The organism is Pseudomonas sp. MYb2, from assembly GCF_002979955.1.
In the GTDB taxonomy this organism is placed as follows: Bacteria; Pseudomonadota; Gammaproteobacteria; order Pseudomonadales; family Pseudomonadaceae; genus Aquipseudomonas.
This window is the reverse complement of sequence record NZ_PCQC01000010.1, coordinates 165,112-178,533: the sequence shown is the minus strand read 5'-3', so window position 1 is coordinate 178,533 and position 13,422 is coordinate 165,112. Positions and strand designations below refer to the sequence as shown.

9 protein-coding genes are annotated in these 13,422 nt (G+C 60.8%); 3 read left to right on the top strand and 6 right to left on the bottom strand.

Going from position 1 to position 13,422, the window contains the following annotated elements; translation table 11 throughout:
• Positions 1-56: 56 nt before the first annotated feature.
• The 5 genes from CQ009_RS18280 to CQ009_RS18255 all read right to left on the bottom strand — a co-directional run bounded on the left by CQ009_RS18280 (position 57) and on the right by CQ009_RS18255 (position 6,737).
• Positions 57-452, bottom strand: a complete 396-nt coding sequence (locus CQ009_RS18280) for a hypothetical protein (RefSeq protein WP_105707995.1) — start codon at positions 450-452, stop codon at positions 57-59.
• A gap of 177 nt (positions 453-629) precedes the next feature.
• A complete protein-coding gene (locus tag CQ009_RS18275; protein ID WP_007913384.1) occupies positions 630-1,346 on the bottom strand; it encodes an MgtC/SapB family protein in 717 nt (238 codons plus the stop codon).
• A 142-nt stretch (positions 1,347-1,488) separates the two neighbouring features.
• Positions 1,489-4,188 (bottom strand): magnesium-translocating P-type ATPase, encoded by a 2,700-nt coding sequence (gene mgtA / locus CQ009_RS18270; protein WP_105707993.1) that lies wholly within the window; start codon positions 4,186-4,188, stop codon positions 1,489-1,491.
• Between the two features lie 599 nt (positions 4,189-4,787).
• The gene (locus CQ009_RS18260) at positions 4,788-6,122 is read right to left on the bottom strand and encodes a lysine N(6)-hydroxylase/L-ornithine N(5)-oxygenase family protein (RefSeq protein ID WP_105707988.1); all 1,335 of its coding nucleotides are present in this window, start codon (positions 6,120-6,122) and stop codon (positions 4,788-4,790) included.
• 132 nt (positions 6,123-6,254) lie between these two features.
• Positions 6,255-6,737 carry a sigma-70 family RNA polymerase sigma factor gene (locus CQ009_RS18255; protein ID WP_105707985.1) on the bottom strand — a complete coding sequence of 161 codons (483 nt, stop codon included), beginning with the start codon at positions 6,735-6,737 and terminating at the stop codon, positions 6,255-6,257.
• A 319-nt stretch (positions 6,738-7,056) separates the two neighbouring features.
• On the opposite strand from CQ009_RS18255, the gene CQ009_RS18250 reads away from it, so the two are divergent.
• From CQ009_RS18250 to CQ009_RS18240, 3 genes are read left to right on the top strand one after another with little or no spacing between them, the layout of a single operon-like run.
• The gene (locus tag CQ009_RS18250) at positions 7,057-8,229 is read left to right on the top strand and encodes an efflux RND transporter periplasmic adaptor subunit (RefSeq protein WP_105707983.1); all 1,173 of its coding nucleotides are present in this window, start codon (positions 7,057-7,059) and stop codon (positions 8,227-8,229) included.
• Positions 8,230-10,203 carry a MacB family efflux pump subunit gene (locus CQ009_RS18245; protein WP_105707981.1) on the top strand — a complete coding sequence of 658 codons (1,974 nt, stop codon included), beginning with the start codon at positions 8,230-8,232 and terminating at the stop codon, positions 10,201-10,203.
• Positions 10,204-10,210: 7 nt separating this feature from the next.
• Complete coding sequence (locus tag CQ009_RS18240) at positions 10,211-11,605, top strand: efflux transporter outer membrane subunit (RefSeq protein ID WP_064389813.1); 1,395 nt, start codon at positions 10,211-10,213, stop codon at positions 11,603-11,605.
• A gap of 122 nt (positions 11,606-11,727) precedes the next feature.
• On the opposite strand, the gene CQ009_RS18235 is transcribed toward CQ009_RS18240, so the two are convergent.
• A complete protein-coding gene (locus tag CQ009_RS18235; protein ID WP_105707979.1) occupies positions 11,728-13,347 on the bottom strand; it encodes a PvdJ/PvdD/PvdP-like protein in 1,620 nt (539 codons plus the stop codon).
• Positions 13,348-13,422: the final 75 nt, after the last annotated feature.

Here is a 13,422-nt window from a genome sequence, read left to right as displayed (position 1 = left end):
AGCGGGTTCTGTAGGAATAATCCGAAAAAAAAGGTTACTCATCCGAGTCATGCCCATCACTGTGCTGTCGCCAGGTCAGCGATCAAAGGGCCGAGTGTCTGCCGATCCGGTATACGGATCAGGGTCAAATAGCGTCGATCAGCGCTGTATATCGCCTGCGCGCCTGCCTCGCCGCGACGTTTGTCGTAAATAACGGCATGACGAATCTGCAGGTTGCATTGAAAAAAACGCAAAGGATCGTCTCCACCTACCGCTATCAGCTCAGCGTTGATGATCAGCAGGTCACAGTGCTCAAACGGATCGGACGAGTAATGCGTCGTACCCAGCAGCTCACGAAACGAATACACCGACGCGTACCCGCGATAGCCGAGTTCGTCGAGGCATTTGCCGATTCGCACATGCAGCGACCGTTGCTCGTCGGCAATAAGGATTCGCCAGCGTTTGTAGGACATTGTCTTTCACAGCCCAGGAAAATCACGCTCATCACGTGAATGACAAGGCTAAGCAAAAGGAGCCGTGACGCCTGTAGGACGAATCTTAAAAATGAATGGAGAACAGCCGAGAGCAAGCAAAAAAGCCACACCCGGTATGACCGGATGTGGCGGTGCTACTGAACGGACGAGCCCGGTTCATTCCGTGGTACTCGGACTCCAGAACGCCTGCACCACCAGCGCCGATGTGGAAATCCGCGCAACCAGTGCGTCGAGTTCATCACCATCGACCGACGTCGTCGCCAGCGTCGCTTCAATCTCGATTTCATCGGCGCCAAACGCATGCACATCAACATCACTGGCCGGGTAGTTGCTGCGCTCCAGTTCGGCTTCGAGCAAGGCGAACACGGCAGTTTGCTGTGAGCGTCGGGCGATGACATAGACGATGTTGGTGACTTCCGCCGAGACCACGTCCAGTGGCTGACGGTTGATGTTGTTGACGATCGGCCGCAGCAAAGTGTTGGCGGCGAGGATGAACAGCGTGCCGAGCACGGCTTCGGCAAGCAGATCGGCACCGGCACAGGCGCCCACCGCCGCCGAAGTCCACAGGGTCGCGGCGGTATTGAGACCGCGCACGTTGCCTTCTTCGCGCATGATCACCCCGGCGCCGAGAAAGCCGATGCCGGAGACCACGTAGGCAACCACGCGCACCGCGCCTTCAGCGCCGGCGAGACGGTTGGCCATGTCGACGAAAATCGCTGCACCGACCGCGACCAGCACATTGGTGCGCAGGCCGGCGGTGCGTTGCCGGTACTGGCGCTCGAAACCGATCAGACCACCGAGGATGAACGCGGCGCTGAGGCTGACGAGGGTGTCGAGCAGCGAATCGAGGTTGAGGTTGTTGATGGCTTGCATGATGAAATCCTTGAGAACACAAATTCCCCCTGTGGGAGCGAGCCTGCTCGCGAAAGCGGAGTGTCAGCCACTACAGCTGTGGCTGAAAAAACGCCTTCGCGAGCAGGCTCGCTCCCACAGGGGAACGGTGTTGGCCGTGCGGTTATTGCCAGCCGAACCGGCGGATGTAGAACCCTTTCACCGCCTGGGTCAGCGCCATGTACGCCAGCAGGATCACCGGCAGGAACACGAAGTACAGCGACGGCAGCGCCTGCAATTTGAAGTAGTGCGCCAGCGGCCCCATCGGCAGGAAGATGCCAACCGCCATGATGATTCCGGTCATCACCAGCAGCGGCATGGCTGCACGGCTTTGCAGGAACGGAATCTTCGGCGTGCGGATCATGTGCACGATCAGCGTCTGGGTCAGCAATCCGACCACGAACCAGCCGGACTGAAACAGGGTCTGGTGATCCGGGGTATTGGCATCGAATACGTACCACATCAAGGCGAACGTGGTGATGTCAAAGATCGAACTGATCGGGCCGAAGAACAGCATGAAGCGCCCGACGTCGCCCGGCTGCCAGCGTTGTGGTTTTTTCAGCATCTCCTCATCGACGTTATCGAACGGAATGGCAATCTGCGAAATGTCGTAGAGCAGGTTCTGCACCAACAGGTGCATCGGCAGCATCGGCAGGAACGGAATGAACGCACTGGCGACCAGCACAGAGAACACGTTGCCGAAGTTGGAGCTGGCGGTCATCTTGATGTACTTGAGCATGTTGGCGAAGGTGCGCCGCCCTTCGAGCACGCCCTCCTCCAGCACCATCAGGCTCTTTTCGAGGAGGATGATGTCCGCCGCTTCCTTGGCGATGTCCACCGCGCTGTCCACGGAAATGCCGATGTCGGCGGTGCGCAGTGCGGGTGCGTCGTTGATGCCGTCACCCATGAACCCGACTACGTGACCGTTGCCTTTGAGGATGCGCACGATGCGTTCCTTGTGCGACGGCGTCAGTTTGGCGAAGACGTTGGTGGTCTCTACGGCCACGGCCAGTTCGGCATCGCTCATGCGTTCAACGTCGTTACCCAGGAGCAAGCCCTGCTGAGCGAGACCGACTTCGCGGCAGATCTTTGCGGTTACCAGCTCGTTGTCGCCGGTCAGCACTTTCACTGCCACGCCATGTTCGGCCAGGGCCTTGAGCGCTGGCGCGGTGCTTTCCTTCGGTGGATCGAGGAACGCCACGTAACCGATCAGCGTCAGTTCCTGTTCATCGGCCAGGCTGTAAATTTCGCGACCTGCGGGCATCGAGCGGGCGGCCACCGCCACCACGCGCAAGCCTTCAGCGTTGAATGCTGCGGTGACCTGACGAATCCGGGTCAGCAATTCATCGCTCAAGGCTTCATCGACCTCGCCATGACGTACGCGGCTGCACACCGCCAAGACTTCTTCCACGGCACCTTTGCAGATCAGTTGATGTGGCTGGCCACGCCCTTCGACCACCACCGACATGCGCCGACGATTGAAGTCGAACGGGATCTCGTCGACCTTGCGAAATGCCGTGCCGACTTTCAGTTCACGGTGGACTTCCACGTGTTCCAGTACAGCGACATCGAGCAGGTTTTTCAGGCCGGTCTGGTAGTAGCTGTTGAGGTAAGCCATTTCCAGCACGTCGTCGGAATCGGCGCCCCAGACATCGACATTGCGCGCCAGGAAGATCTTGTCCTGGGTCAGCGTGCCGGTCTTGTCGGTGCACAGCACGTCCATGGCGCCGAAGTTCTGGATTGCGTCGAGACGTTTGACGATGACTTTTTTGCGCGACAGAAACACCGCGCCTTTGGCCAGCGTCGAGGTGACGATCATCGGCAGCATTTCCGGGGTCAGGCCGACGGCAACCGACAACGCGAACAGCAGTGCTTCAGTCCAGTCACCCTTGGTGAACCCGTTGATGAACAGCACCAACGGCGCCATGACGAACATGAAGCGGATCAACAGCCAGCTGACTTTGTTGACACCTTGCTGGAACGAAGTCACTGCGCGATCGGTTGCGCCGACACGCTGCGCCAACGCGCCAAAATAGGTGCTGTTGCCAGTGGTGAGAATCACCGCCACCGCCGTACCCGACACGACGTTGGTGCCCATGAACAGGATGTTGTCCAGCTCCAGCGGATTGCGTGTATCGCGATCAGCCTGACGCGGAAACTTCTCTACCGGCATCGATTCTCCGGTCATCGCCGCTTGGCTGACGAACAGATCCTTGGCACTGAGCACCCGGCAATCGGCAGGAATCATGTCACCGGCCGAGAGCACGATCAGGTCGCCCGGCACCAATTGCTTGATCGGCAATTCGCTGCGCGGCGCGTCACGGCGCATCACCGTGGCGGTGTTGCTGACCATGGCTTTCAGCGCATCGGCGGCCTGGTTGGATTTGCTTTCCTGCCAGAAGCGCAGCAGCGTCGACAGCACCACCATGGAGAAAATCACCACGGCGGCCTTGAGGTCTTCGGTCAGCCACGAGACCACTGCCAACAGGGTCAGCAGCAGGTTGAACGGGTTCTTGTAGCAGTGCCACAGGTGAATCCACCAAGGCAGCGGCTGCTCGTGCTCGACTTCGTTGAGGCCGTATTGCGCACGCAGCGCATCGACTTCGAAATCGGTAAGCCCATCGGAGTGGGTGCCGAGTGACGACAGTAAACCAGCGGTGTCGCAATGCGCGGCATCGACCAGGGTGTTGGCCAGAGTGGGTGGGACTTCACGGCTGACCGTGGTGTCGTTGATCGATTCCAGCAGCGCCAGACGACGGAAATGCCGGGCGATGTGGCGGGTCCGCAGAAAACCTGCGAAAAATTCCTTGAGCGTAAGTTTCATGGCTGTTGCCCCTATGGTCAGCCGGGAAACCGTCAAGCAGGTACGGCCGCGCCTCGTGCGCCGGAAAAACCGGCACGGCAAGGCCTGGCGCGCCGGTCAGAAAAGACAGGCGTGTCGATAGGGCTGCGATCACGACAATAAAGTCGCAATCACGCTCTGTTCAGCGTCGATGAGAAGGAACGTCCAGACATGGCCCAGGACGGGTCATGCACGGGATGCCGCTGCTCGCTTTACGGCGAGACAACGGCAGAGAAAGGCTGCGCGTTATCTTGCCGAGAATCTGCCGGTCACCGAGACCGGCCGACAACTGTCACTCGAACAAGTACCCACTGTGGGTCTCCGCTATTGATGAAAACGCGCGAAGCTTACGCCCCGATGATTGGAGAGTAAACCCGCAAAAGGCCGTGTGTCGGGGAATGTGGGGGATGTTCAGGAAGGGTTCAGGATGATCGTTCCCACGCTCTGCGTGGGAATGCAGCCCAGGACGCTCCGCGTCCCTATCGAAGGCCGAACGCGGAGCGTCCGTAGAGGCATTCCCACGCAGAGCGTGGGAACGATCTCGATGTAGGAGCTGCCGAAGGCTGCGATCTTTTCGCCTTTTAGCTGGCCGTCGCCAACAGCAGATCCGCCATCGAACGATGCCCACGATGCTTGCCATGCTCATACAAAGAACCGGCAATCTCGTCCGCGCGGATCGGCAACACCGACAGCAACGTGTCGCTCAGACCATGGCTGGCCTGGCAGAAGCCCTGCATGTAGATGCCGGCCTTGCAGCGCTCGTCGGTGATCAGTTTGTAGTTGCGATCAACCTCGAAGTCGCCCAGGTACTCTTCCAGCGGTGCCAGCAGTTTACGGTGCATCTGCCGCTCGTAGCCGGTGGCCAGAACAACCGCGTCGTAGTTGCGCACGGTGACTTCGCCGGTGGCGTTGTTGCGCACGGCCAACGCGATACCGTTTTCGGTAGCGGTAGCGCTCTCGACGGTGGTCAGCGTGCGGAACGCGTGACGGGCAATCCCGGAAACCTTCTGACGATAGAAGATGCCGTAGATGCGCTCGATCAGGTCGATGTCGACCACCGAATAGTTGGTGTTGTGGTACTCGTTGACCAAGCGCTCACGCTCGGCGCTGTTCTGCTGGAACACCAGGTCGGTGAATTCCGGCGAGAACACTTCGTTGACGAACGGGCTGTCGTCCGCAGGCTTCAACGCCGAGCCGCGCAGGATCATGTCGACCTGCACCGACGGGAACGAATCGTTCAGATCGATAAAGGCTTCCGCCGCGCTCTGCCCACCACCGATGATCGCAATGCTCATCGGCTGGTTGTTCACGCACGGCTGCTTGGCCATCTGCGACAGATACTGCGAGTGGTGGAACACGCGAGTGTCGCCCTTCAGCGCCTTGAATGCCTCGGGAATACGCGGCGTGCCGCCGGCGCTGACCACCACCGAGCGGGTCGTGCGCACATGTTGCAGGCCGTCGCTGCCACGGGAAATAACCCGCAATGCTTCAACCTGATGGTTGTGCAGCACCGGTTCGATGGTCAGCACTTCTTCGCCGTAACGGCTCTGCTCGTTGAACTGCCCGGCGACCCAGCGCAGGTAATCGTTGTACTCCATGCGGCATGGGTAAAAGGTGCCGAGGTTGATGAAGTCGACCAGACGGCCGTGGTACTTGAGGTAATTGACGAACGAATACGGGCTGGTCGGATTACGCAGGGTCACCAGATCCTTGAGGAAGGAAATCTGCAACTCGCTTTGCGTCGACAGGGTATTGCCGTGCCAGCTGTAGTTGGCCTGCTTGTCGAGGAACAGCACATCCAGCTCACCCTGGATCGGGCCGCGCTCTTGCAGAGCGATGGCCAGCGCCAAGTTCGAAGGGCCGAAACCGACGCCGATCAGGTCGTGAACGATGGGCGATGCAATTGCCTGTGTCATTTCCAGTGTCCTCTGGATGAACCCCTCAACCGTGGGGATAAAGCCTGGGTGACCTGACCGGCCCGGAGCAGGACAGCAGATCGTCTGTTGATTAGGAACGAGGACGGTGAAAAGAAATTTACTGAGGAGAGATCAATGGGCGTCCCATTGTTTGATGCGCACCCGGCAATGTTTCATGGCATTGACGATGTGCTTCTCCACCAGCGCTTTGGAAATACCCAGGCTTGCGGCGATTTCGTTGTGGGACAGGCCTTCGATCTTGCGCAGCAGAAAGCTTTCGCGGCACAGCGGCGATAATTCGGCCAGCGCGCGCTGGAGCATCTCCAGGCGTTGACCGTGATCGAGGGTGCCATGGGGCGACGGGGTGAAATAGCGCTCTTCGTTGTCGAGCACTTCCAGCGATTCGACCTGGCGCGAGGCATTGCGACGATGGTCGTCGATGACCAGATTCAATGCCGTTCGATAAAGAAACGCCCGGGGCTGCTCGATCGGCGTGTCGCTGGAGCGCTCGAGTACGCGCAAATAGGCGTCATGCACCACATCCTCGGCAACCTGGCGGTTGCCCAGCTTGGCGTTCAGGAAACACACCAGCTCGCGATAGTAGTTTTCCAACATGACTCCCGGCCGCAGCAGTGCGGTTTCGATCCTTGAGCCACACCCGCCACCGTCAAAACGACAGTGGCACGATGCTGGCAATTTCAGATGCGTAATTTATAGTAATTCTCATATAGATTTAAAGCGCTGTTTCGATTTGCCCGACAAATTGTTAGCTTCTATACCTGTTACCGCGTTTTTCAGCGCTTAAATTACCCAACGCGTCCCTCGTTTAAAAAACAGTTCCCCGTATCTGTCGCCTCCTGCGCCAGCGTTCGGTCTTGGCCCGTGTGCGGTGCCGGCTGGATGACGGGTCGATTTCCACTGGCCGGAACCCTGCATGAAACGTCCCCGCCCCGCCCGACGCGCCCTGCTCGTAGCCCTTTGTCTGATTCCCGTTGTCGCCGTAGCCGCCTGGCAGATATTGCCCCCTGGCCGGGACAAGTTCGCCACCGTGCAAGTCAGTCGCGGCGACATTGAAAGCAGCGTCACCGCGCTGGGCACGTTGCAGCCACGGCGCTACGTAGATGTCGGTGCGCAGGCTTCCGGGCAGATCCGCAAAATCCACGTAGAAGTCGGCGACGTGGTCAAGCAAGGACAATTGCTGGTCGAAATCGATCCATCGACGCAAAAGGCCAAACTCGACGCCAGCCAGTTCTCCATCGAGAACCTCAAGGCGCAGTTGCAAGAACAACAGGCGCAGCACGAATTGGCGCGACAGAAGTACCAACGCCAGCAGAACCTCGCGGCCGGTGGCGCCACCCGCGAAGAAGACGTGCAGACCGCGCGCGCCGAACTCAAGGCCACCCAGGCGCGGATCGACATGTTCCGTGCGCAGATCCGTCAGGCCGAGGCCAGTCTGCGCAGTGACCAGGCCGAACTCGGTTACACGCGCATCTATGCGCCGATGGAAGGCACGGTGGTTGCACTCGATGCCCGCGAAGGCCAGACCCTCAATGCCCAGCAACAGACGCCGCTGATTCTGCGTATCGCCAAACTGTCGCCAATGACGGTCTGGGCTGAGGTCTCCGAGGCGGACATCGGCCATGTCAAACCGGGCATGACCGCGTACTTCACCACGCTCAGCGGTGGTAATCGGCGCTGGAGCAGCACCGTACGACAAATTCTGCCGGTGCCCCCCAAACCGCTGGATCAAACCAGTCAGGGCGGCGGCAGCCCGGCCAGTTCGAGTAAAAGCGGCAGCGCGCGCGTGGTGCTGTACACCGTGCTGCTGGACGTCGATAACGCCGACAACGCCTTGATGGCAGAGATGACCACGCAAGTGTTCTTCGTTGCCGACCAGGCAAAAAACGTTCTCACCGCACCGGTCGCTGCCCTGCAAGGCAGCGCGGTGGCCAATCGGCAGACCGCGCAGGTCATCGCCGCCAATGGCCAGATTCAGTCCCGCGAAGTACGCACCGGCATCAGCGACCGTCTCAAAGTGCAGATTATCGAGGGCTTGAACGAAGGCGATCACTTGCTGATCGGCCCGGCCGACGGCAGCGGAGGTTGAATGCAAACGCCTCTGATCGACCTGCAGGACATCCGCAAATCCTACGGCGGCGGTGACGCTCCCGAAGTTCACGTGTTGCGCGGCATCGACCTGTCGATTCACGCCGGCGAGTTCGTGGCGATTGTCGGCGCGTCCGGTTCCGGTAAATCGACACTGATGAACATTCTCGGCTGCCTCGACCGGCCGACGTCCGGCGAATACCGCTTCGCCGGGGAAAACGTCGCCGGCCTCGACAGCGATGAACTGGCCTGGCTGCGGCGCGAAGCCTTCGGTTTCGTGTTCCAGGGCTATCACCTGATTCCGTCCGGCTCGGCCCAGGAGAACGTCGAGATGCCGGCCATCTACGCCGGCACACCCGCCGCCGAACGCCATGCGCGCGCCGCCGCCCTGCTCGACCGTCTCGGTCTGGCCGCGCGCACCGGCAACCGCCCCCATCAGCTGTCCGGCGGCCAGCAACAACGCGTGTCGATTGCTCGCGCACTGATGAATGGCGGTCACATCATTCTGGCCGACGAACCGACCGGCGCCCTCGACAGCCACAGCGGCAAAGAAGTCATGGCGCTGCTCGATGAACTGGCGAGCCAGGGCCACGTGGTCATTCTCATCACCCACGACCGCGAAGTGGCGGCGCGGGCCAAGCGCATTATCGAAATCAGCGATGGCTTGATCATCAGCGATAGCGCCAGAAACAACCCCGATGCCCAGCACAGTGCCAATCCCGGCGCCCTGCAAGCGGTGGATCTGCGCAAGCGCTTGAGCGAAGGCGCCGAAGCTACCGGCGCCTGGAAAGGTGAACTGGTCGATGCCCTGCACGCCGCTTGGCGAGTGATGTGGATCAACCGCTTCCGCACCGCGCTGACCCTGCTCGGCATCATCATCGGCGTCGCCTCGGTGGTGGTGATGCTCGCCGTCGGCGAAGGCAGCAAGCGTCAGGTCATGGCGCAAATGGGCGCGTTCGGTTCGAACATCATTTATCTCAGCGGCTCGGCGCCCAACCCGCGAACGCCACCGGGCATCATCACCCTCGACGATGTGCACGCTCTGGCGAGCCTGCCGCAAGTGCAGCGGATCATGCCGGTCAATGGCGCCGAAGCCGGCGTGCGCTTCGGCAACGCCGACCACCTCAGTTACGTCGGCGGCAATGACACCAATTTCCCGGCGATCTTCAACTGGCCGGTGGTACAGGGCAGTTACTTCACTGAGGCCGACGAACAGAACGCAGCCGCCGTTGCGGTGATCGGGCACAAGGTGCGGAGCAAACTCCTCAAGGACATACCCAATCCGATCGGCCAGTACATCCTGATCGAGAACGTACCGTTTCAGGTGGTCGGGGTGCTCGCGGAAAAAGGTGCCAGCTCCGGCGACTCCGACAGCGACAACCGCATCGCCGTGCCCTACTCCGCTGCCAGCGTCAGGCTGTTCGGCACGCGCAATCCCGAGTACGTGGCCATCGCTGCCGCCGACGCACGCAAGGTCAAGGACACCGAACATGCCATCGAACAATTGATGTTGAACCTGCACAACGGCAAAAAGGATTTCGAACTGACCAACAACGCCGCGATGATCCAGGCCGAAGCGCGCACACAAAACACCCTGTCGCTGATGCTCGGCTCGATTGCGGCGATCTCGTTGCTGGTCGGCGGCATCGGCGTGATGAACATCATGCTCATGACCGTCCGCGAACGCACCCGCGAGATCGGTATCCGCATGGCCACCGGCGCCCGTCAGCGCGACATCCTGCGCCAGTTTCTCACTGAAGCGGTGATGCTCTCAGTGGTCGGCGGCATCGCCGGCATCGCCCTGGCGCTGATCATTGGCGGCGTGCTGATTCTCAGTGAAGTCGCGGTAGCGTTCTCGTTGATGGCGGTACTCGGCGCTTTTGGTTGCGCCCTGGTCACCGGTGTTGTCTTCGGCTTCATGCCGGCCCGCAAAGCTGCCCGACTCGACCCGGTCACGGCCCTTACCAGTGAATGATCGCTCTATGAAACCGCGCCTCAGCCTGTTGACCGCCTGCCTGATACTCAGCGCTTGCGGCAGTTCCGCACAACGTCCGGACAGCGGCATTGTCCCGCCTGTTGCGTGGCAATCGCCACACGACACCCGCGCCGAACGCGACACCCTGCGCTGGTGGACGCGCTTCGCCAGCCCGCAGCTCAATCAACTGATCGAACAGGCTCAGGTCGGCAGTTATGATCTGGCCGCAGCCATCGCTCGCGTGCGTCAGGCGCGCGCTGCCACCGTCATTGCCAGTGGCTCGCAATTGCCGGAAATACAAGGCACCGGCAACGCCAATCGGCAGAAGCTGTTGCGTGGCGAAGGTTACCGTCAACTGGATGCCGACAGCAGCAACAAGGCTGTGGACTACTTCGATGTCGGCCTCAACGCCAGTTACGAAATCGACTTCTGGGGCGGCAAGCGCGCATCGCGCGACAGTGCACAGTTCAGCCTGCAAGCCAGCGAGTTCGATCGCGCCACCGTCGAATTGACCTTGCTCAGCGGCGTCGCCAACAGTTACACCCAGGTGCTGTCGCTGCAGGAGCAGAGTCGCATTGCCGAGCTGAACCTGGCCAATGCGCAAAGCGTTCTGCAACTGGTGCAGACGCGCTACAACGCCGGCTCGGCCACCGCGCTGGAGCTGGCCCAGCAGAAAAGCCTGGTGGCCGCACAACAACGCCAACTGCCGACCGTCCGGCAACAAGCCCAAGATGCGCGAATCGCGCTGGCGGCGCTGCTCGGGCGTCCAGTGCAAGACCTGCCGACCGGTCATGAGTCCTTCGATCAATTGCAATGGCCGCAGATTGCTGCCGGCCTGCCCAGCGAACTGCTGACCCGCCGCCCGGACATTGCCCGCGCCGAGGCGCAACTGGCGGCAGCCCAGGCGGACGTCACCGTGGCTCGCGCGGCGATGCTGCCAAAAATCACCCTGAGCGCGAGCATCGGCTCCGGCGCCAATCAGGCGGGTGACCTGTGGCGCAGTCCGTTCTACAACCTCACCGGCGGGCTGATCGCACCGATCTTCAACAATGGTCGTTTGGGCGCCGAACGCGACAAAGCCACGGCTCGTCAGCAGGAGCTGCTGGAAACCTATCGAGGCGCGATCATCAACGGTTTCGCCGACGTCGAAAAAGCCCTCAACAGCATCCGCGGCCTCGATGAACAACGGCAGTGGCAGAGCGAAGAGCTGAACCAGGCGCAAACCGCCTTCAACATCGCCCAGAGCCGCTATCAGGCCGGCGCCGAGGACTTGCTGACCGTATTGGAAACCCAGCGCACGCTGTATGCGGCGCAGGACCAGAACGTGCAACTGCGGCTGTCGCGAATGCAGGCGAGTATTGCCTTGTACAAGGCATTGGGCGGCGGGTGGCAGGCACTGTAATCGCGCAGCCCGGCCAAGCGCTTTCGCGAGCAGGCTCGCTCCCACAAGAGAGCGCATTTCAACTGGTGGGATGCGGCCAACCTGTGGGAGCGAGCCTGCTCGCGAAGAAGTTGACGCGGTAATCAGGCCTGAGTCTGTTTGGCCTTCAGATTGCGCGCATACCACGGTCGTTGCGGCACGCGGCGGAACAGCCCGGCGAGTTTTTCCTCGTCGTTGAGGAAGGTGATGCGCAGCGCCAGCTTCATGGTTTCCGGGTCCATCTCCACGGTCTTGCCCGCCTGCAACCCAGGCGTGGTGCTGCAACCATGGGTGACCGGACCCAGCCAGGGGTCATCGACTTCGTTCCAGCGTCCCGGTGCAAACCACTGCACACCATTGACCACCTTGCGCGTGACCTCCCCCGGATGGAAACGCTCGTGAGCGCGAAACCAGTCTTCAATACGATCATCGATCCAGCCATGGAAGTGCCAGAACGACGGGTTGACGTGGGATGAAAACGGGTCGCCAAGGAAGTCATTTTCCGGGCCATACCAACGTGCAGCGAAGTCGGCAGGATCACGCGCAAAAGGCACGGGCTGACCGTTGGACGGATCGCGCGGCACAGACGCCCAGCGCATGTGCAGCCAGTCGTGCAGACCCAGCTCCACCTCGGAACCGAACTGGCCCAGCGTCAGTCTGGCCAGATACGCCGGATCACGGTATTGCGACTCCCAGACCTGAAAGTTGCTTTCGTAGGTCTCGGCCGTCTTGAGATCGCTGACCCACTTGCTGTATTCATCATCACCGTCGGCCAGCCACGGAGGCGGCAGCGCCGTGCCGTCATGATTGTCGAAGTAACGGGCGAAACCCGGGCGATCACGGATCAATTCCGGCTGTGGCAGCGGAAAGTATTGCCACGATGGCAGGTCCTGCATCGAGCGCGCCGTGCCGAGCATGTGCCGGTGCATAAAGAAGAAATCGACGCCGGAACCATTGCGATCCTTGCGCGGCCCACGAGCATCGCGCTCCTTGTCGCGCGGCCCCGGTTGCCAGCCGATGCCGCGCAAGGCTTCGCGCTTGTCCTCTGGCAAGGTGTGCCACTTGTCCCGCGTCGCATGCCACAACTGGTGGAACAGCCGGTGCTCGGGGGAAATCAGCCAGGCCAGCAGCGTCGGATTCAGCGGCGTACGTTCACGCGCTTCGGGAAACAGTCGCTTGACCGCTACGAAGCCGTTGTCCTGTGCGGGCAAGGCCAGAGGGCGATCCAGGCGCAAGGCTTTACCGCTGAGGGTGCCTTTGCCGGCGTTGCCGAAATCGGCCCAGACCTCGTCGAGGATCATCTCCAGCTCATAGTTGATCTGGCCTTGCGCACCGATCAGCCGCCAGGTCAACTTCGCGGCGTCGGCACCGGCGAGATCGCCAAGAATTCGGTAACGAGGTGTTTCGCCGGAGCGCAAACGCTCCGGTGTATCAAGAAAACCACAGACGCCACGGCCTTTCTGGCCGATGTCGAGGAACACTTGCAGGCCCTTGGCCGGAAGCCCTTCAAGGCCTGCGTCACGGCCTTCGAAGCGAATATCCCAGACGCCCCGCAAGGCACTGGCCAAGCGTTGTCCGGCGAGGTCGGCGACGTCGAAAGACGCTTCACCCGGAGTGATCGTCGGATCCGGCTTCGTCCATTCACGATGCCCAAACCAAGCCGCAGGCACCGCAGCGCCAGTCAGCGCCAGACCTGCCATGAACCATCGTCGAGAAATCTTCATTGCCCTACCTGTGTCAGCCATGAAGCAGGCTTTATCCAAGCTAGAACGTTTGTTGCGCGGGTAAATTTATGTGGG